Raw genomic sequence first — 18,521 nt, 5'->3', positions numbered from 1 at the left:
TATGCAGGAACACAGGGCATGAACAGGAGCCGAATTTTCACCAAAAACTTAAACTATTGATAAAAAAGAAATCTTACATAGAGATGCATCTATTCTTACACCACGATCAGATATCTCTTACATGAGTCGGTGCGGCTAGCACCGCAGCAGAGGAGCAAGACATAACGCTTGCGGTGCGACACCCCGTCGCCCGGCCCGCCATGCGGCCACGCCAATCGTTCGGCGTGACCGGAGAAGCGGACAAAAAAAGGCCACCCCTCTTGCGAGGGGTGGCCCGTCGTGGCACCACCAGGTCTGAAACCTGGTCGGCGCACTGCCGACTTACTTGCGCATGGAGCTCTCGAACATGCGGTTCATCTCTTCGCGGTTCTTCTGCGACAGCTGCAGAGCCGCCTGGGCGTCGCGCTGCGCCTGGTTGGCGGTGTTCTGCGCCTGGCTCGCGATGCTGCGGGCTTCGGCGGCATCAGCCTGAGCGGACTCGGCAGTCGTACGGACCTCGTCCAGGGCGCCAGAGGAGGCGCAACCGGCCAGAACGGCGAGAGAGGCGGCAGCGGCGGACAGCTTCAGAGTAGTCTTGAGAGTCATAGTGTTCTCCTTGGATCTTCCTTGGTACTACATTGGTGATGCCTGATGACCAGGCGTCCTGCTAGTTGCAGTTTCTACTGCAGCAACAATGCCTGCTGCAAGCCGGCGGCGTCAAATGTATCGCCTCTCGTGGCGACGCACGCCTACCGGCTAGAACGTCCTTAGCGCATGTAAAGCCTAGCGGATGACGACCCGCGTGCCAATGTCGATCATCGACGACAGGGTATCGATCTGACGGTCGGTGACCGCGACGCAACCACTGGTCCAATGAAACCGGCGATGGATCTCCGGGTCGGCCACGCCGACGCCATGGATACCGATATAACCACCCAGCGCCGTTTCTTGAGGCGGTGTACCGTGTCGACGGTAGTAGCTGAAGTAGTCGTCGTAGTCCTGCTGGCTGTAGACCCCTGACGCCAGGGCCATACGCGCATGAGTCGGGGTCGGGTAATCCAGCCCGACGAAGGTGCGATACCTGCTGTGGTAATTGAAGCGCATCACCCGGAACTCGCCCAGCGGCGTGACGCGATCCCCTTCCACACGCTGGGACCTGGCGCCTCCACGCCCCAAGGAAATCGGCGAGAAACTCTCCACCAGGCGATCGCCGCGGAAGATGCTCAGGCGCTCTTCTGCATCATCGACCAGTACCCAAAGCTCATCGGGCGAACGGGGTACCGCGAAATCGCCCCGCACCTCGTTCATCAGGGCTGCCGGCGCGGAAGCCGACCAGAAGGGCAGGCTCAGCGCCAGCAGGGCGAAACGACGCCGCGTCAAAAGCGGCCGCGATGCTCGAGGATGCGTCATAAGAGTGTCGTTAACCAAAATCGAAGGGGTCGTTATATCGCATCCCAGCATCGGGTGTCAGTCGATAGCCGAACGCGATTCCAAGCCAGCCTCCCGTGCAGCGCCCGAGAGGTCTTTTCGTGAACCATGCGGGCATCGCTCGGCAAATGTCTCCCAGCCGCGACACCCGACATCCAGGGCGTAGTGGCGCCGTTTGAGTGGCGGATCACGCGCTCCATATCATTCTCCGGGAACCGGCGTCTCCTTAAAGCGACATATCTGGGGCGATTCAGGCCTCATCAATGCACTCGAAAACCGGCCGCTGTCGACACTCATGCCGCCATCGACGCGCAAGGTGACGATAAGAGCACGCCAGCGACTCCCGGCCTCACCACTCCTCGCTGGTCTGGCGCAGTTCGGTGATTTCGCGCTTGGCCGCCGCCAGGCAGTCGCGCAGTTCGTCGCCCAGGGCGGCGGCGCTGCCCACGGCGATCAGCCCCTGCGCCGCTCCGCTGGTACGGCGCGCCACGCCCTCGCTGCCGTGCAGCGCCTGGAAGCGGGATAGCAGCCGGGCCAGCCAGCTGTCAGGTCGCTGCACCAGCCCGCGCAGCCGCTCGAGTTCGGCCAACGACTCGCCCTCGGGCGCCAGCAGCTCACGCCAGTCGTGGCGCTCGAGGCCGGCGTGCTCGGTCACCTCACGAAGCAACGACTCCAGCGCCAGCTCGAACATCGCCAGCGCCCCCTCCTCGGCGGCCATGCGGCGCGCCTCGGCGTGCTCGTCATCGCCGCCGGGCGTCGCCAGCAGCAACTCGGCCTGATAGAGCAACTGATTGGTGCGGGCCCTCGGGGTCACTTGCGCTTATCCTCCACCTGCCACTTGCCGGCATCGAAGGTGGCCTTCCAGCCGGTGGCCTTGCCGTTGTCTTCGGTCATCAGGAACTGCGCCTTGGCCTTGCGCGAGAAGCGAATCTGGGCCGGACGACCGTCCGGGTCGGCATCGGGCGCATCGAGCAGGTAGCGGTACTTGTCCGGCAACTCCTCGGCATGGGCCTTGAGCTCGATCACCAGCGGCGGCCGGGTCTCGCGATTCTTGGGGAACTTGCTGGCCGCCAGGAACAAGCCGCTGGCCCCATCACGCAGCACGTAGTGGTCCTCGACCTTCTGGCAGGCCAGCTCTGGCATGGCAATGGGATCCATCTTCGGCGGCGCCACCTCGCCGCTCTTGAGCAGCTTGCGGGTGTTCTTGCAGCTCTCGCTGGTGCAGCCGAAGTACTTGCCGAAACGCCCGCTCTTGAGCTGCATCTCGCTGCCGCACTTGTCGCACTCGATCACCGGCCCTTCGTAGCCCTTGATCTTGAAGTGTCCGTGCTCGACCTCGTGGCCTTCGCAATCGGGGCTGTTGCCGCAGACGTGCAGCTTGCGCGTCTCGTCGATCAGGTAGCTATCCATGGCGGTGCCGCACCGCGGGCAGCGCTGCTTGGCCCGCAGCGCATCGGTCTCGGCATCCTCGTCGGCATCGGCGGCCACCGCCTCGTCGCCGAGCAGCAGGTCGATGGTGGTCTTGCAGCGCTCCTTGGGCGGCAGGTTGTAGCCGGAGCAGCCCAGGAAGACGCCCGTCGAGGCGGTGCGAATCTGCATCTTGCGCCCGCAGCTCGGGCAATCGATGTCGGTGGGCACCGGCTGGTTGGGGCGCATGCCCTCCTCGCTCTGCGCCTCATCGAGCTCCTCGCGGAACTCGCCATAGAAGGCATCGAGCAGCTCGCGCCAGCGGCGCTCCCCTTCGGCCACCTCGTCGAGGCTGTCCTCCATGCGTGCGGTGAAGGAGTAGTCCATCAGGTCGGGGAACGACTCCTTGAGTCGCTCGGTGACGATATCGCCGAGTTTCTCGGCGTAGAAACGCCGGTTCTCGAGCTTGACGTAGCCGCGGTCCTGGATGGTCGAGATGATCGCCGCATAGGTCGATGGCCGGCCGATGCCCTTCTTCTCCAGCTCCTTGACCAGGCTCGCCTCGGTGTAGCGAGCCGGCGGCTTGGTGAAGTGCTGCTGGGGGTCCAGTGTCTCGAGAGTCAGCGGCGCGCCCTCGGCGAGATCGGGCAGCGACTGGTCCTCGTCCTTGCGTCCCATGGGCTTCATGACGCGGGTATAGCCGTCGAACTTCAGCACCCGGCCCTTGGCGCGCAGCTCATAGCCATCGATCGCCACGGTCAGGGTCGATGAGAGGTACTCGGCGGGCGTCATCTGGCAAGCCACGAACTGGCGCCAGATCAGCTCGTAGAGGCGTTCGGCATCGCGCTCCATGCCGGCAAGGTCGGTGGCCCGACGAGCGACTTCGGAGGGGCGGATCGCCTCGTGAGCCTCCTGGGCGCCTTCCTTGCTGGAGTAGCGATTGGGCGCCTCGGGCAGGTAACGCGCGCCGTACTCTTCATCGATGAAGTCGCGCACGCCATCCACCGCCTCGCGGGAGAGGTTGGTGGAGTCGGTCCGCATGTAGGTGATGTAGCCTGCCTCGTAGAGCCGCTGAGCCAGCGTCATGGTCTTCTTCACCGAGAAGCCGAGCCGCCCGCTCGCCGCCTGCTGCAGCGTCGAGGTGATGAAGGGAGCATTGGGCTTGGAACGCGTCGGCTTGTCTTCCCGCGAGGTGATCGCAAGCGACGCCTGCCTGAGCCCCGCGATACGCTCCAGGGTCTCGGATTCCGACGTCGGCCGGAACGCCTTGCCGTCCTGGCGGGCCAGTTCGAAACGCACCGGGCTGGCCGCGGCCTCATCGGCCGGCGCGAGGTCGGCATGGACGTCCCAGAATTCCTCGGGCACGAAGGCACGGATCTCGCGCTCACGCTCGACGATCAGGCGCATGGCCACCGACTGCACGCGACCGGCAGACAGGCCCCGGGCCACCTTGGCCCACAGCAACGGCGAGAGCATGAAGCCCACCACGCGATCCAGGAAACGCCGCGCCTGCTGGGCCTCGACCCGCGGCATGTTGAGCTGCCCAGGATCCTCGAAGGCCTCATGAATGGCGTTCTTGGTGATCTCGTTGAACACCACCCGCCGATAGCGCGAGTCGTCGCCGCCGATGGTCTCGCGAAGGTGCCAGGCGATGGCTTCCCCCTCGCGGTCCAGGTCGGTGGCGAGATAGACGGTATCGGCCTTCTCGGCGAGCTTCTGCAGCTCGGCCACGACCTTCTCCTTGCCGGGCAGGATCTCGTAGTTGGCTTCCCAGTCATGCTCGGGATCGATACCCATGCGCCGGATCAGCTGCTCGCGGGACTTGCGTTGACGGTACTCCGCCTTCTCATCGGCGGACATCTTGCGCGTCGCCGCGGCCTGCCGAGCACGCTCCTTGGGGTCCGAGGCCGCCTTGCCCGAGCCGCTGGTCGGCAGGTCACGGATGTGTCCCACGCTCGACTTCACGATGAACTCGTTGCCGAGATACTTGTTGATCGTCTTCGCCTTGGCCGGCGACTCGACGATGACCAGAGACTTGCCCATAGTGCTCCAAACGTCAGTAGACGCGGGAACCCCGCGCCGAACGGTATCGGTTCACCGCTTCCGGGTGAAAAATGCGCTTACCCTACCCCAGCGCCATCCAACACGCCAGTCGCGGGAGGCGGCCTTAGACCCTAGACCGCCGCCCACGACTCGGCAAGCGCCCCGCCACACGGCGAGGCCTCACGTCACAGGCCACCACGGCCCGGCCCGCCTGTCCAGCCGGATGGCAAATGTGGTAGGTTGAGCGCCCAGGATTCTAGACCGCACGACCGGCCGCCGAGTGGAGAAACGCCAGCTCATGAGCGACAACACCAGCAAATCAGTGTCCAGCGGCGAGAAATACCGCAACGAACACGGCGCAACGGCCATCAAGGATGGCATGAAATCGCGCCAACAGGCCGAAGAAGGCCAGGATCTGGGACGCAAGCCCAAATGGCTGCGCGCCCAGATTCCCGGCGGCGAACGCTTCGATGCCGTGAAGAAGAACGTGGCCGAGCACCGGTTGAGCACCGTGTGCGCGGAGTCCCACTGCCCCAACATGGGAGAGTGTTGGAGCAACGGCACCGCCACCATCATGCTGATGGGATCGGTGTGCACCCGCGCTTGCCGCTTCTGCGCCGTCGACACCGGCAACCCCAAGGGTTGGCTCGACACCGAGGAACCCGAGAACACCGCCAAATCGGTGGAGCTGATGGGCCTGCGCTACATCGTGTTGACCTCGGTGGACCGCGACGACCTGCCCGACGGCGGTGCCGGCCATTACGCCGACTGCATCCGTGCCATCAAGGCCCGCACCCCCGAGGTCGCGGTGGAGGCCCTGACCCCGGACTTCGACGGCGCACCCAGTGCCATCGAGAAGGTGGTGGATTCGGGCCTCGAGGTATTCGCTCAGAACGTCGAGACCGTCGAGCGCCTGACCCGGCGCGTACGCGACCCCCGCGCCGGCTACCGCAAGACCCTCGACGCACTGGCCCACGCCAAGCATCATCGTCCCGGCGTGATCACCAAGACCAGCCTGATGCTGGGTCTCGGCGAGACCGAGGAGGAGATCCTGCAGACCTTCGACGACCTGCGCGAGATCGGCGTCGACATCGTCACCCTCGGCCAGTACCTACGCCCGACCCGCAACCACCTGCCGGTGGAGCGCTGGGTCACCCCCGAGGAATTCGAACGCTATCGCCAGCAAGGCCTCGCCAAAGGCTTCATGGAAGTGCCGTCGGGGCCGCTGGTACGTTCCAGCTATCGCGCCGACCGAGTCTTCGAGAACAACAATCTGGGCCTCGAACTCGCTTCCCCATCCGAGGTACCCGGCCAGACGCCCGACCCCGACATCATCCCCGCGCGCAATGTAAGCTAACGCCCGAGGGCCGTCCTCCGGCCCTCTTTGCCCTGCATTGACACGAAAAAGCCTGAGGCGATCGCCTCAGGCTTTTTTGCCGGCCGCGGTAAGCCAGGCCGAGCGTCAATCCTCGGCGTCGACCACCGCCCGCTGAAGTTCGCGAGCCAGGCAGGCGGCGAGTGCCTCGCCGACATCGGTCACCGACGGCGGCCGCTCCATCAGATCGGCCAGCCGAATCATCTCCAGCCCCGCATAGCCGCAAGGGTTGATCCGCGCGAACGGCGAGAGATCGCCATCGACATTCAGGGCGATGCCATGAAAGCTCGCCCCACGCCGAATGCGCAGCCCCAGCGAGGCGATCTTGCCCTCGCCCACGTAGACACCGGGGGCATCCGCCCGCGCCCGCGCCTCGATGCCATACCCAGCCAGCAGCGCGATCGCGGCGTTTTCCAGGGCGCTGACCAACTCACGCACGCCGAGCCCGGCGCGCCGCACGTCGAGTAGTGGATAGAGCACCACCTGCCCGGGACCGTGATAGGTCACCTGCCCGCCGCGATCGGTCTGCACCACTGGAATGTCACCGGGCATCAGCAGATGCTCAGGCTTTCCAGCGCGCCCCTGGGTGAACACCGGATCATGCTCGACCAACCACAGCTGGTCCGGAGTACCAGCATCACGGGTATCGGTCAGCTCGCTCATCGCCCGCCATATCGGCTCGTAGGGGCGCCGGCCGAGGCGATGCAGCACAAGCGGCAGCACCTCAGAGCACCATGTGCACGCGATCGGTCGCCTTGAGCTCGGCGAACAGGGCCTGGAGCTGGTCCTCGCCGGTGGCCCGCAGGGTCAGACGCAACGAGACGAAACGCCCGTTGCGGCTCGGCACGCTCTGCAGGGTACTGGCGTCGAACGCGGGATCGTGACGAGTCACCACCTGGCATACCATGGCGGTGAAGTCTTCGGCGGCATCGCCCACGACCTTGATCGGATAGTCGCAGGGAAACTCGATCTTGGGCGGCTTGTCGTCGCCGGAATCCGTGGTGCTGGGCTGGCGCAGGTCACGCAGGGTCTTGTTGCTCATCCGTCAACCGTCCGAAAGCTTGTCGACCCATCATTCTACGCGACCCATGCCTGCCCACCAAGACGGTCGCCTTAGTCGAAGAAACCACCCAACAGGTTATGGAAGAAACGCTGCACCTTGTCGAAGAAGCGCTTGAAGAAACCGCCCTCTTCGACCGCTTCCAGCGCCAGCAGCGGACGCTGCCCCATCACCTCGTCACCGAGACGCACTTCCATGGTACCCACCTGTTCGCCGGCGGCGATCGGCGCGGTGAGATCGGGGCGAATATCCAACTTGGCGGTCAGCTCTTCGCCACGCTTACGCGGCACGGTCATGGAGACATCCTCGTCCACACCGACCTTGAGCTCGTTGCGCTCGCCGCCCCACACCCGCGGCGCGTTGAGCACGGCACCCCGATCGTACAGCTTGAGGGTCTCGTAATAGCGGAAACCATAGCTGAGCAGCTTCTGGGATTCCTGGGCCCGCGCCTCCTTGGAATCGGTGCCCATCACCACCGAGATCAGCCGCATGTCTTCGCGAGCGGCGGAGGCTACCAGGCAGTAGCCGGCCTCGTCGGTCCAGCCGGTCTTGAGACCATCGACACTGGGATCACGCCACAGCAGAAGATTCCGGTTGGGCTGCTCGATACCGCCATAGGTGAAGTGCTTCTGGCGATACATCCGGTAGTGATCCGGATAGTCGTTGATGATGTGCTGGGCCAAGACCGACATGTCACGCGCCGAGGAGTAGTGGTTCTCGTGGGGCAGCCCGGTGGGGTTCTCGTAGTGCGTATTGGTCATGCCCAGCTGCGCGGCATGCTGGTTCATCAGATCGGCGAAGGGCTCGGTACCTCCGGCCAGGTATTCCGCCATGGCGACGCTTGCGTCGTTGCCGGAGACGATGACGATGCCATGCAGCAGCTCGCTGACCGGCACCCGTTCGCCGACCTCGACGAACATCTTCGAGCCACCGGTACGCCAGGCCTTCTCGCTGATCGGCACCATGTCGTCCGGCGAGATGTTATCGCTCTCGAGCTCACGCTCGACCAAGTAGGCGGTCATCAGCTTGGTCAGGCTGGCCGGCGGCAAGCGCTGGTCGGGGTTATGCTGCGCCAGCACCCGGCCGCTATCGGCATCCATCAGGATCCAGGAACTCGCCGCCAGCTGCGGCGGCGATGGGATCACCGTTCCGGGGCTCGCGAGAGTATCGGGCTTAGGCGTCTGTGCCAGCAGCGGAGAGGCCACCAGCGACAGGCAAATCAATAGAAGCGGCAGCAGCCGACGTAGCATGGTGAAGCTCAGGGGTTTCATGAAGGGCAGTCTCTTCGGGGACATCGGGAAGATTCGGCGCCGACTCAGTCGGCGCGGGTATCGACGACGAAGGCGTCATCGAAACCGGCCCGGCGCAACTCGCCGCGTACCGGGTCGATCTGGGAGCGGCCGGCCAGCGGGCCGACCTGTACGCGATGCAGGCCCGCCTCGGGCGCCACCCGTACCGGGTGTGACACGGCATCCTGCAACCGACGCTTGAGGTCACCAGCCCCTTCGGCAGAACCGAGCGCCGCGACCTGCAGGTAGACGCCATCCACCGGGGCCCGATCGGAGCCGGTCGTCGGCGTCGATGCCTCGGGTTGCGGCGCGACCGCCTCCGGCGGCGCCGTAGCATCGCCGGTTCCACCCTGCCTAGCCTGCCACGCCGCGGGATCGATCGCTTCGACATTGACCCGCCCGGTGCCGTGATCGAGGATGTCGAGGCGCGCCGCCGCGGCATACGAAAGATCGATCTCGCGCTCACTGTGGAAGGGCCCACGGTCGTTGACGCGCACGATCACCGAGCGATCGTTGTCGAGGTTGGTGACCCGCGCGAAGCTCGGCAACGGCAGCGAGCGATGCGCCGCGCTCATCTTGTACATGTCGTAGATCTCGCCGTTGGACGTCGCGTAGCCCTGGAACTTCTCGCCGTACCAGGATGCGGTCCCGCGGCGCTCATAGCCACTGGCATCATCCAACACGTGATAGGTCTTGCCCCACACCTCATAGGTCGAGCGATTGCCGGCCCGCGAGTGTGGCTCGACGCGCGGCACGGCATCCGGCACATGGCTGACGTCGGGCGGCTCCTCGGGGTAGGCATCGTTGCCCATCGCGTAGCGACCGCCATCACTCGTTTCACCGGCGTCCACGCCGGCATTGCCGGAAGGCGCCGGCGCGGTACCGCCGCCGCCGGCACAACCGGCCAGCGCAAGCGCCGCCAGCAGGGGGATCCACCTGAGGCTCATGAGGACGCCTCCGTGTCGGTGGCGGTGAACCAGTCGGCCTGGCGCCCACGCGCCTCGGCGATGGCCTCGGCCAGCTCGGTCACCGCCATGGCATACAGATAACTGTGGTTATAGCGGGTGATGACATAGAAGTTGTCGCGTCCGAAACGGTAGCGGACGGCGCCGTCGCTCATCTCCAGCGCCAGCGGCATCACCTCGGCGTCACTCGGCAGTGCCGCATCGCTCTCGATGCCGGCACCCGCCAGCTCGGCGATACTGGCGCTCGGCCGGCGTGCCGCATTGAACTCGAGCCCTTCCGGGCGCGCGTTCGGCCCCTCGGCTTCGTGATAGATCGGCGCCCCCGCCTGCCAGCGATGCTCGGCGAAGTAGTTGGCGATGCTGCCGATGGCATCCACCGGGTCGGTCCAGAGGTTGCGATGACCGTCGCCATCGAAGTCGACCGCGTAGGCGCGATAGCTGGTCGGGATGAACTGGGGATAGCCCATGGCACCGGCATAGGAGCCCTCGATGCTCTCCGGCGCCACCTCCTGGCGATAGGCGATCTCGAGAAAGGCAGCCAGTTCGCCGCGGAAGAAATCGCCGCGCCGCGGGTGGTGGAAGGCCAGGGTCGACAGCGAGTCGAGCACGCGATGATCGCCGGTGATCCGGCCATAGCGCGTCTCGACGCCGAGGATGGCGGCGATGATCTCCGGCGGCACACCATATTCCGCCTCGGCGCGTTCGAAGGCCTCGGGGTGGGCGTCGATGAAGGCCGCGCCCTGCGCGATGCGTTCCTCGCCGAGGAAGATATCTCGATACTCGTGCCACACCAGATGATGCTCGGCGGCGCCGGACATGGCATCGAGCACCGGCTGGCGAAACTCGGCGCGCCCCATGGCCTGCTCGAGCCAGGCGCGATCGACGCCGCGCTCGGCGACCTCATCCACCAGCGCCCGAACCGAGCCCTTCCCCACCTCGAAATCCGCCGCCGAAACCCCGGCGGACAGCCCCAATAGCAGGCTAGCGAAGGCCAGTTTCCGCCACTGGCGTCCGTGTCGCGACATCGTCACCGTCATGCTGCTCTCCCTGAGTCGTTCGGCCCGCCGGCCACGCTAACGCGGCAGCAGGCGGCGGTGCGAGTGAATGGCCATGAGAATACCGAAACCGGCCAGCAAGGTCACGCTGGAGGTTCCGCCATAACTGACCAGCGGCAGCGGCACCCCGACCACCGGCAGGATGCCGCTGACCATGCCGATATTGACGAACACATAGATGAAGAAGGTCAGGATGATGCTGCCGGCCAGCAGGCGGCCGAACGTCTCCTGCGCGGCCCCGGCGAGCCAGAGCCCGCGGCACACGATCAGCAGGTACAGCGCCAGGAAGGTCAGCATACCGACCAGCCCGAATTCCTCGCCGAGCACCGCGACGATGAAGTCGGTGTGGCTCTCGGGCAGGAACTCCAGCTGCGACTGGGTCCCCTCCAGCCAACCCTTGCCCCACAGCCCCCCGCTGCCGATGGCGGTGGTCGACTGGATGATGTTCCAGCCAGCGCCCAGCGGATCGCTCTCGGGGTCTAAGAAGGTCAGTACTCGCTGACGCTGATAGTCATGCATGTTCATCCACAGCAACGGCAGCGCGGCGGCCGCCAACGCACCGAGCACGCCGATGACCCGCCAGGACAGCCCGCCCAGCAGGACCACGAAGACCGCGGCCAGGGCCACCAGCAGCGAGGTGCCAAGATCGGGCTGGCGGGCGATCAACAGCACCGGCACGCCGATCAGCAACGCGCAGACGAACAGATCCTGCCAGCGCGGCGGCAGCTCACGTCGACTCAACCAGGCCGCCACCATCATCGGCACCGCCAGCTTCATCATCTCCGAGGGCTGGAAGCGCACCACGCCGGGGATCACCAGCCAACGCTGGGCGCCCATGCCCATATCACCCATGATCTCCACCGCGACCAGCATCGCCGTGCCCAGCAGATAGGCCGGCAGCGCCCAGCGCTGCAAGGCGGCCGGGGTGAATTGGGCGATGATGACCATGCCCGTGAGAGCTACGCCGAAGCGCAACGCCTGGCCGGTGACCAGCTCCATGCTCTGCCCGCTGGCGCTGTAGAGCACCACCAGGCCGGCCGACATCAGCGTCAGCAGCAGGCCCAGTAGCCAGGGGTCCAGATGGATGCGCTCCCACAGGCTGCGCCGGCGCGACATGCCGCTGGCGGTGGGCTTGATGGGGTGGGCACGGCGCAGCAGAAAGTCGACCATCGTGATTATTCCTCTTCCTCGCTGCGCTGGGTGTCATCCACCGCGGCTTGCGGTGGCACCTCGCCGTGGTCGCGTTCGAGCAGCCAGTAGTCGGTCATCGCCCGCGCCGGCTCCGCCGCATGGCTGCTCCCGCCGCCGGCGTTTTCGATGATCACCGCGACCGCGATCTCGGGGTCTTCCACCGGCGCGAAGGCCGTGAACAAGGCATGGTCACGCAGGCGCTCCTGCAGTTCTTCGGCGTCATAGCGCTGATCCTGTCCCAGCGAGAACACCTGAGCGGTACCGGACTTGCCGGCCATGCGGTACTCGAGCCCGGCGCCGGCACGACGCGCCGTCCCCTCGTTGCCGGACAACACCTGCTCCATGCCCGAGATGACGCTGTCCCACCACTCGGGATGCTCGAGCTCGATGTCCGGCGGCGTATCGGCCAGATCGATGGACACCGGTTCGTCGCCCATGTCGCCGACCAGACGCGGCTTGACCCAGTCACCGTGGTTGGCCAGCACCGCGGTGGCCGAGGCCAGCTGTAGCGGGGTGATCTGCAGATAGCCCTGGCCGATGCCCACCGACAGCGTCTCGCCGGGATACCAGGGCTGGTCGAAACGCGACCGCTTCCAGTCCCGCGACGGCAGGAGACCCGCGCCCTGACCGTAAACATCCGCGGCCACTCGCTGTCCGAAGCCGAACTGCTTCAGGCTGGCATGGATGCTGTCGATGCCCAACTCATGGGCCAGGGAATAGAAATAGGTGTTGTTGGACACCTCGAGCGCCCGCTCGAGGTCGACGCGCCCATGCCCCCAGCGTAGCCAGTTCCGATAGCGGCGGGAGTCATTGGGCAGTTGGTAGTAGCCGGGGTCGTAGATCACCTCACCAGGCGTGACCGCGCCGTCGCGCAGCCCGGTGATGGCCATGAACGGCTTGATGACCGAGCCGGCGGGATAGCTACCACGGATGGCGCGGTTGAATAGCGGCAGGTCGATGTCCTGCTGTAGCGCCCGGTAGGAGTCCACATCGATGCCGGTCACGAACTGGTTGGTATCGAAGCCCGGCACCGAGGCCATCGCCAGGATCTCGCCGGTCTGCGGGGCAATCGCCACGATGGCGCCACGCCGCCCATCGAGCAGGTCCACGGCGAGGTGCTGAAGCCCCTTGTCCAGGGTCAGGGTCAGGTTCTCTCCGGGCACCGGGTCGCTGTGTCCCAGCTCGCGCAGCACCCGCCCACGGGCATTGGTTTCCACCTTGCGCAGCCCGGCTTCACCATGCAGCGTGTCCTCATAGAATCGCTCGACACCGGTCTTGCCGATGAAGTGTGTCCCGGCATAGTTTCCGGCGTCGACGTCTTCGAGCTCCTCGCTGTTGATGCGGCCGACGTAGCCGAGCACGTGCGACATGGCCTCGGCATCCGGATAATAGCGCAGCAGCTGGGCCTCGACCTCGACCCCAGGTAGGCGATGACGATTGACCGCCAGCCGTGCGATCTGCGCCTCGTCGAGATCGCTCATCAGCAACGCCGGCTGGTAGGGGCGCTGGCGCTGGCGTGAACGCTCGCGAAAGGCCTCGACCCGCTCCGCGGGCAGATCGAGCAGGTCGACCAGCAACGCCAGGGTCTCGCCCAGATCATCGACCCGCTCACGCACTAGCGTCAGGTTATAGGTGGGGCGATTCTCGGCCAACAGCTCGCCGTTACGGTCATAGATCAGACCGCGGGTCGGCGGCAGTGGCTCGACCCGCACGCGGTTCTTCTCGGAGCGCGTGCTGTAGACCTCGTGCTCGACGATCTGCAGGTAGAACAGGCGCCCGGCCAACAGGCCGCTGAGCGTCAACACCACGACCACCGCCAGCAACGAGCGCAGGCGGAAGATTCGTAGTTCCTGTTGGGGATTCTTCAGGGTATCGCGTGGCTGACGCATGCTTGGCGGAGACCTCGAACGCTCAGCGATGGTAGGGATGGCCGACCATCAGGGTCCAGGCTCGATACAACTGCTCGGCCAGCAGGATACGCACCAGCGGATGCGGCAGGGTCAGCGGCGACAACGACCAGTGCTGGTCGGCACTGGCCGACAGGGCCGGGTCGAGCCCGTCTGGGCCGCCTACCAGCAGCGCCACGTCGCGCCCCTCGAAGCGCCACGCCTCGGCCTCGCGCGCCAGCTGCTCGGTACTCCAGGCCTTGCCGCCCACTTCAAGGGCCACCCGCCGTTCATCACCCTTGAGGCGCGTACGCAGGCGCTCTGATTCCTGGGCGATGGCACGACGGGTGTCGGCATTCTTGCCGCGCGCTCCCGGCGCGATCTCTTCGATCTCGAGGGCGAAGTCGCGAGGCAGCCGCTTGCGGTATTCCTCGACACCCCGAGTGACCCAATCGGGCATCCGGGTGCCGACGGCCAGCACTCGTACCTTCATGAAGCGCCGTGGGCCCGCTCTTCCGTCTCTTGCGCCTGGTCGTCGCTCGGCAGGTCGGCCCACAGGCGTTCCAGGTCGTAGAGCGCCCGGGTCTCAGGCATCATCATGTGCACCACCAGATCACCGAGGTCGACCAGCACCCAGTCGGCACCACTCTCGCCTTCGATGCCCAGCGGTGTCACGTCCGCTTCCTTGACCGTCTGGACCAGCTTGCTGGACAGCGCCATCAGATGACGGCTGGAGGTGCCGCTGACGACCACCATCAGATCGGTCACGCTGGTCAGGTGGGAGACGTCGATGACACGAATGTCATTCGCCTTGAGTTCCTCCAGTGCGTTTAGCACTAGCGTCTTGAGTGCGTCGATGTGCATACCCTTCGTATCAGCCCCTCTAGGCAGAAAATGATCTCGGCGCCCATTGTACCGGCTCGGGCCGAGCCTGGCAGCGCCTAGCGACGGCTCGGCGACGTTTTTTTGTGACACGCCGCCGACTAGCGACGATAGAGTCCCGCGGCGTGAATTCGTTCTTCGACGGCTTCGGGAAGCAGGTAACGCACGCTGTCACCCGCCACCAGGCGCTGGCGCACCTCGGTGGCGGAAATCGCCATCCGCGACGGCAGACGCAGGCGCAGCAGCCCGCCCGCGGGCTCACGCATCAGCGCCTCGACGCTGGAGGCCTCACGGCCGTCGATCAGTGCCGCCAGCGCCGCGGGCAACGCCGCGTCATGGTCCGGACGATCTACCACCACCAGATGGGCCAACGAGAAGAGCCGCTCAGGGGCGTGCCAGTCGGCCAGCCGCAGGAAGGCATCATGGCCAAGCGCCATGACCAGCCGCGCCTCGGGGCCGCACTCACGGCGCAGCGCCACGAGGGTATCGGCACTGTAGGAAGGCCCCTGGCGCTCGAGCTCGCGGGCATCGGCGATCAGCCCCGGGGTATCACCGATGCCCAGGCGCAGCAGCGCCAAGCGCTGTTCGGGGGTGATGTGCGGCTCACCGCGCAGCGGCGGCTGGGCCGCGGGGATCATGTGCACCCGATCGAGCCCCAGCGCCTCGCGAATCTCCACGGCACTACGCAGGTGACCGAGATGGACAGGATCGAAGGTCCCACCCAGCATGGCGATCCGCGGCGCGCGCCCGCTCTCGCTTAGCGCCCTCGTCACCGACGGACCTGACCGTCGCCGAAGACCACGTACTTACGCGTGGTCAGGCCCTCGAGACCCACCGGGCCACGCACATGCAGGCGATCGGTGGAGATGCCGATCTCGGCGCCCAGGCCATACTCGAAGCCGTCGGCGAAGCGCGTCGAGGCGTTGACCATCACCGAGCTGGAATCTACCTCGGCGAGGAAGCGCCGCGCCAGGGTATAATTCTCGGTGACGATGGCGTCGGTGTGGCGCGAGCTGTAGCGCTCAATGTGCGCCATGGCCTCGTCGATGCCGTCGACCACGCGCACGGCCAGCACCGGCGCCAGGTACTCGGCCGCCCAGTCGGCCTCGCTGGCCGCCGGCACATCGCCGAGTATCGCCTGGGTGCGCTCGCAGCCGCGCAGCTCGACCCCATGCTCGGCGTAGGCCGCGGCCAGCTCGGGCAGCAGCGCGTCGGCCAGCGGCGCGTCGACCAGCAGGGTCTCCATGGTGTTACAGGTACCATAGCGCTGGGTCTTGGCATTGACGGCGATGGCCAGCGCCTTGTCACGGTCCGCGGTAGCGTCCAGATAGACATGGCAAACCCCGTCCAGGTGCTTGATCACCGGCACCCGGGCCTCGCGAGAGATCCGCTCGATCAACGACTTGCCACCGCGCGGGATGATCACGTCGACGAACTCCGGCATGGCGATCAGCCGCCCTACCGCGGCGCGATCGGTGGTGGCCACCACTTGCACGGCGCCATCGGGCAGCCCCGCTCGTTCGAGACCTAGCGCGATGCAGGCGGCGATGGCGAGGTTCGATTCACGCGCCTCCGATCCGCCGCGCAGGATGGCCGCGTTACCCGACTTGAGGCACAGGCTGGCCGCTTCCAGGGTGACGTTGGGACGCGATTCATAGATGATGCCGATCACCCCCAACGGCACGCGCATCTGGCCGACCTCGATGCCGCTCGGTCGAGCGCTCAAGCCGTCGATCTCGCCCACCGGATCGGGCAGCGCCGCGACCTGATGAAGCCCTTCGATCATCGCCTCCAGGCGCGACTCATCCAGCGCCAGGCGATCGAGCAGCGCGGCATCGAGGCCGTTTTCGCGACCACGCTCGAGGTCACGGGCATTCGCCGCCAGGATCGTCTCGCGGGCCTCGTCCAGGCCCTCGGCCATGGCCAGCAGGGCACCGTTCTTGGACGCGGTATCGGCGCGACGCAGCTCAGCGGCGGCGCGACGCGCCTGCTGCCCCAGTTGCTGCATGTAGGCATCAACGTCGGTGATGGCGCCATCGGAGTGGGAGGCGTGAGCAGTCATGCCGTAGAGTGTCTCCAGGAAGAGGGGCACCGGCATCAGGCCAAGCCCCGGACTCGTATCAAAGCGGGAAGAAGCCCATACTAAGTCACCATGCAGAGCAAGTACAAAGTCGGCCCGATGCGCGTCAACCTGTTGATCGCCGCCGGCCTCACGAGCTTCCTGGCGGCGACCGCCAACACCCTCCCGGATGCGCTGCTGCTGGGCCTCGCCACGCTGTGGCTGGCGGCCACCGCCAGCCTGGTGCTCCCCGGCCATCGCCACCCGGCCACGCTCCCCTGGCAGCTGCTGCCGGGCTTGCTGCTGGCCGCCCTGCTGTGGAACACCCCGGAGCGCCACCTGGCCTGGCTATGGGCCTGGGCCCTGCTACTGATGCTGCCCCAGCCGCGCTGGGTGATGGGGTTCAACACCCTGCTGGCCTGCGTCAGCTGGTGGCACCTGCGCACGCTGCTGGGGCTGGAGTCATGGCTGATTGCAGGCCCGCTCCTGGCCGGCCTGATGCTGCTGGGGCTATCACGCTCACTGGAGCTTCAGGCCCTGCGGCGCCACGTCCACCATCGCTCGCGCCTGGTGCCGGACCTACCCCTGTGGCCTCAACAGTGCCTGCACCACGACATGCAGACCGAGCGTCAGCGGGCCCGGCAGGACGGCGCCCACGTCGAGCTGCTGCTGCTCCACACGTCACGCCGACGGTTCTGGCCGCTGGCCGAACGGCTCTGCCGCCAGCTCCAGCCCTTCGAGAACGGCTACCGACTGGACGGGCGGACCCTTGGATTGCTGCTGGTGCACTGCGACGCCCAGCAGGCCGAACGGCGGCGCCGGACACTACTCGAACAGCTAGACGACACCGTACGCAGCCGTACCATCGCCCTGCCTCGCCTCGCTTCGCTGTCCCGGGAACGCCGCGCCTTGAAGCGCCAGCCGCGCCGCGTACCGGCCCGGGAGGCCGTTCCTCATGACTGAAGCCAAACCGCATCCGCGCCTGTTCATCGTGGTGCTCGGCATCGCCACCCTGCTGTTGATCGGCCAGGCATTATGGTTCTATCTGACGGGCCACTACGCGCGCATCCTGCTACCGGCGCTGCTAGCCCCGGTGATGGCCTTGTCCGCCTTACTCGCCGCCACCGGCCACGTGCCCCTGCGCGCCTCGTCCTACCTGGTGCTGATCTGCAGCTTCCTGCTGATCGCGGCCGCGCTGCCCGATCGGGCGCTTCATCCGGCGCTGTGGATCGGCGTACCACCGGTCCTGACACTGGTGTTGCTGCCGCTGGGGCCCGCCATCTTCCTCAACCTGGCGCTGACGCCGATCTGGCTGACGCTGCTCGGCACCGACGAGGCCGGCATCGAGCGAATCTTCGGCTACCTGGCACTGGTGGCCATTGCCCCCCTGGCGCTCTGGGAACGGGCTCGCCAACGCGCCCTGTTGCAGGCCACCGACCCCCGGGAGCAGGAGTGCGCGGCGCTGACCCGCTCGCGCCTGCACGAGCGCCTCACCGGCGAGCTCGCGCGCACCCGGCTGCTCGAGCAGCCGCTGGCGGTACTGCTGATCCACCTGCCACAACTCGACATGACCCGGGAGCAGTTCGGCGACGCGACCCGTCGCCGCATGTTGTCGACCTTCTGTCAGACCGTGCGACACGACTGTCGTGACCTCGACTCGCTGGGCCGCGAAGGCGACTCCGCCTTCTGGCTGGTCCTGCCGGATACCACCGAGAGCGGCGCCCTGTTGGTGCAGCAGCGCCTGGCGCAGACCCTGGAACAACTCGTGCTGGTCGGCACCGGACCGCTCGAGATACGCCAGCGGCTCGAGACACCGCATCGCACCGAGACCTGCCCGACCTTCCTGGCTCGGCTGCAGGCCATGACCCAGGCCTTGGCCGCCACCGATCGATGACCCCAGGA

At 66.3% G+C, this 18,521-nt stretch carries 18 protein-coding genes; 3 read left to right on the top strand and 15 right to left on the bottom strand.

Features of this window, described 5'->3' with window-relative positions:
• Nucleotides 1-321: 321 nt before the first annotated feature.
• From ETC07_RS06105 to topA, 4 genes are all read right to left on the bottom strand, one after another.
• Nucleotides 322-585 (bottom strand): Lpp/OprI family alanine-zipper lipoprotein, encoded by a 264-nt coding sequence (locus tag ETC07_RS06105; RefSeq protein ID WP_136247614.1) that lies wholly within the window; start codon nt 583-585, stop codon nt 322-324.
• Between the two features lie 177 nt (nt 586-762).
• The gene (locus ETC07_RS06100; RefSeq protein ID WP_136247613.1) at nt 763-1,389 is read right to left on the bottom strand and encodes a L,D-transpeptidase family protein; all 627 of its coding nucleotides are present in this window, start codon (nt 1,387-1,389) and stop codon (nt 763-765) included.
• A gap of 367 nt (nt 1,390-1,756) precedes the next feature.
• The gene (locus ETC07_RS06095; RefSeq protein ID WP_136247612.1) at nt 1,757-2,221 is read right to left on the bottom strand and encodes a DUF6586 family protein; all 465 of its coding nucleotides are present in this window, start codon (nt 2,219-2,221) and stop codon (nt 1,757-1,759) included.
• Nucleotides 2,218-4,857 (bottom strand): type I DNA topoisomerase, encoded by a 2,640-nt coding sequence (gene topA / locus ETC07_RS06090; protein WP_136247611.1) that lies wholly within the window; start codon nt 4,855-4,857, stop codon nt 2,218-2,220. Before topA ends, ETC07_RS06095 begins: the two co-directional genes overlap by 4 nt.
• A 298-nt stretch (nt 4,858-5,155) precedes the next feature.
• On the opposite strand from topA, the gene lipA reads away from it, so the two are divergent.
• Entirely contained in the window at nt 5,156-6,214 is a 1,059-nt protein-coding gene (gene lipA, locus ETC07_RS06085) for a lipoyl synthase (RefSeq protein WP_136247610.1), read from the top strand.
• Between the two features lie 105 nt (nt 6,215-6,319).
• Here the strand turns inward: lipA and lipB are convergent, their stop codons facing one another.
• From lipB to ETC07_RS06030, 11 genes are all read right to left on the bottom strand, one after another.
• Nucleotides 6,320-6,955, bottom strand: coding sequence for a lipoyl(octanoyl) transferase LipB (gene lipB, locus ETC07_RS06080; RefSeq protein ID WP_136247609.1), 636 nt, complete (start codon nt 6,953-6,955; stop codon nt 6,320-6,322).
• Nucleotide 6,956: 1 nt separating this feature from the next.
• A complete protein-coding gene (locus tag ETC07_RS06075) occupies nt 6,957-7,274 on the bottom strand; it encodes an HP0495 family protein (RefSeq protein ID WP_136247608.1) in 318 nt (105 codons plus the stop codon).
• Between the two features lie 71 nt (nt 7,275-7,345).
• Nucleotides 7,346-8,563, bottom strand: coding sequence for a D-alanyl-D-alanine carboxypeptidase family protein (locus ETC07_RS06070; RefSeq protein ID WP_240724570.1), 1,218 nt, complete (start codon nt 8,561-8,563; stop codon nt 7,346-7,348).
• 44 nt (nt 8,564-8,607) lie between these two features.
• Nucleotides 8,608-9,528, bottom strand: coding sequence for a septal ring lytic transglycosylase RlpA family protein (locus ETC07_RS06065; RefSeq protein ID WP_136247606.1), 921 nt, complete (start codon nt 9,526-9,528; stop codon nt 8,608-8,610).
• On the bottom strand, nt 9,525-10,583 hold the full coding sequence (gene mltB / locus ETC07_RS06060) for a lytic murein transglycosylase B (protein ID WP_136247605.1): 1,059 nt from the start codon (nt 10,581-10,583) through the stop codon (nt 9,525-9,527). Before mltB ends, ETC07_RS06065 begins: the two co-directional genes overlap by 4 nt.
• Nucleotides 10,584-10,619: 36 nt before the next feature.
• On the bottom strand, nt 10,620-11,771 hold the full coding sequence (gene rodA, locus ETC07_RS06055) for a rod shape-determining protein RodA (RefSeq protein WP_136247604.1): 1,152 nt from the start codon (nt 11,769-11,771) through the stop codon (nt 10,620-10,622).
• 5 nt (nt 11,772-11,776) lie between these two features.
• Nucleotides 11,777-13,681 (bottom strand): penicillin-binding protein 2, encoded by a 1,905-nt coding sequence (gene mrdA, locus ETC07_RS06050; RefSeq protein WP_136247603.1) that lies wholly within the window; start codon nt 13,679-13,681, stop codon nt 11,777-11,779.
• Nucleotides 13,682-13,703: 22 nt separating this feature from the next.
• Nucleotides 13,704-14,171 (bottom strand): 23S rRNA (pseudouridine(1915)-N(3))-methyltransferase RlmH, encoded by a 468-nt coding sequence (rlmH, locus tag ETC07_RS06045; protein ID WP_136247602.1) that lies wholly within the window; start codon nt 14,169-14,171, stop codon nt 13,704-13,706.
• Entirely contained in the window at nt 14,168-14,542 is a 375-nt protein-coding gene (rsfS, locus tag ETC07_RS06040; protein WP_136247601.1) for a ribosome silencing factor, read from the bottom strand. The genes rlmH and rsfS overlap by 4 nt, the downstream gene beginning before the upstream one ends.
• Before the next feature lie 119 nt (nt 14,543-14,661).
• Nucleotides 14,662-15,288, bottom strand: coding sequence for a nicotinate-nucleotide adenylyltransferase (nadD, locus tag ETC07_RS06035; protein ID WP_136247705.1), 627 nt, complete (start codon nt 15,286-15,288; stop codon nt 14,662-14,664).
• Between the two features lie 41 nt (nt 15,289-15,329).
• Complete coding sequence (locus ETC07_RS06030; protein WP_136247704.1) at nt 15,330-16,622, bottom strand: glutamate-5-semialdehyde dehydrogenase; 1,293 nt, start codon at nt 16,620-16,622, stop codon at nt 15,330-15,332.
• A gap of 90 nt (nt 16,623-16,712) precedes the next feature.
• Here ETC07_RS06030 and ETC07_RS06025 point away from each other — a divergent pair, with 90 nt between their 5' ends.
• Nucleotides 16,713-17,582 carry a hypothetical protein gene (locus ETC07_RS06025; RefSeq protein ID WP_136247600.1) on the top strand — a complete coding sequence of 290 codons (870 nt, stop codon included), beginning with the start codon at nt 16,713-16,715 and terminating at the stop codon, nt 17,580-17,582.
• Nucleotides 17,575-18,513: a diguanylate cyclase domain-containing protein gene (locus tag ETC07_RS06020; RefSeq protein ID WP_136247599.1), complete on the top strand. Its 939-nt coding sequence runs from the start codon at nt 17,575-17,577 to the stop codon at nt 18,511-18,513. Before ETC07_RS06025 ends, ETC07_RS06020 begins: the two co-directional genes overlap by 8 nt.
• Nucleotides 18,514-18,521 lie beyond the last annotated feature (8 nt).

The sequence above is a fragment of the Halomonas borealis genome, assembly GCF_004798905.1.
GTDB lineage: Bacteria > Pseudomonadota > Gammaproteobacteria > Pseudomonadales > Halomonadaceae > Halomonas > Halomonas borealis.
This window is presented reverse-complemented; position numbering and strand designations above follow the sequence as displayed.

Bases quoted from the DNA above. Each gene is read 5' to 3' on its own strand.
- ETC07_RS06105 (WP_136247614.1), bottom strand. From the start codon at position 585: ATGACTCTCAAGACTACTCTGAAGCTGTCCGCCGCTGCCGCCTCTCTC.
- ETC07_RS06100 (WP_136247613.1), bottom strand. From the start codon at position 1,389: ATGACGCATCCTCGAGCATCGCGGCCGCTTTTGACGCGGCGTCGTTTC.
- topA (WP_136247611.1), bottom strand. From the start codon at position 4,857: ATGGGCAAGTCTCTGGTCATCGTCGAGTCGCCGGCCAAGGCGAAGACG.
- lipA (WP_136247610.1), top strand. From the start codon at position 5,156: ATGAGCGACAACACCAGCAAATCAGTGTCCAGCGGCGAGAAATACCGC.
- ETC07_RS06075 (WP_136247608.1), bottom strand. From the start codon at position 7,274: ATGAGCAACAAGACCCTGCGTGACCTGCGCCAGCCCAGCACCACGGAT.
- ETC07_RS06070 (WP_240724570.1), bottom strand. From the start codon at position 8,563: ATGAAACCCCTGAGCTTCACCATGCTACGTCGGCTGCTGCCGCTTCTA.
- ETC07_RS06065 (WP_136247606.1), bottom strand. From the start codon at position 9,528: ATGAGCCTCAGGTGGATCCCCCTGCTGGCGGCGCTTGCGCTGGCCGGT.
- mltB (WP_136247605.1), bottom strand. From the start codon at position 10,583: ATGACGGTGACGATGTCGCGACACGGACGCCAGTGGCGGAAACTGGCC.
- rodA (WP_136247604.1), bottom strand. From the start codon at position 11,771: ATGGTCGACTTTCTGCTGCGCCGTGCCCACCCCATCAAGCCCACCGCC.
- mrdA (WP_136247603.1), bottom strand. From the start codon at position 13,681: ATGCGTCAGCCACGCGATACCCTGAAGAATCCCCAACAGGAACTACGA.
- rlmH (WP_136247602.1), bottom strand. From the start codon at position 14,171: ATGAAGGTACGAGTGCTGGCCGTCGGCACCCGGATGCCCGATTGGGTC.
- rsfS (WP_136247601.1), bottom strand. From the start codon at position 14,542: ATGCACATCGACGCACTCAAGACGCTAGTGCTAAACGCACTGGAGGAA.
- nadD (WP_136247705.1), bottom strand. From the start codon at position 15,288: ATGCTGGGTGGGACCTTCGATCCTGTCCATCTCGGTCACCTGCGTAGT.
- ETC07_RS06030 (WP_136247704.1), bottom strand. From the start codon at position 16,622: ATGACTGCTCACGCCTCCCACTCCGATGGCGCCATCACCGACGTTGAT.
- ETC07_RS06025 (WP_136247600.1), top strand. From the start codon at position 16,713: ATGCAGAGCAAGTACAAAGTCGGCCCGATGCGCGTCAACCTGTTGATC.
- ETC07_RS06020 (WP_136247599.1), top strand. From the start codon at position 17,575: ATGACTGAAGCCAAACCGCATCCGCGCCTGTTCATCGTGGTGCTCGGC.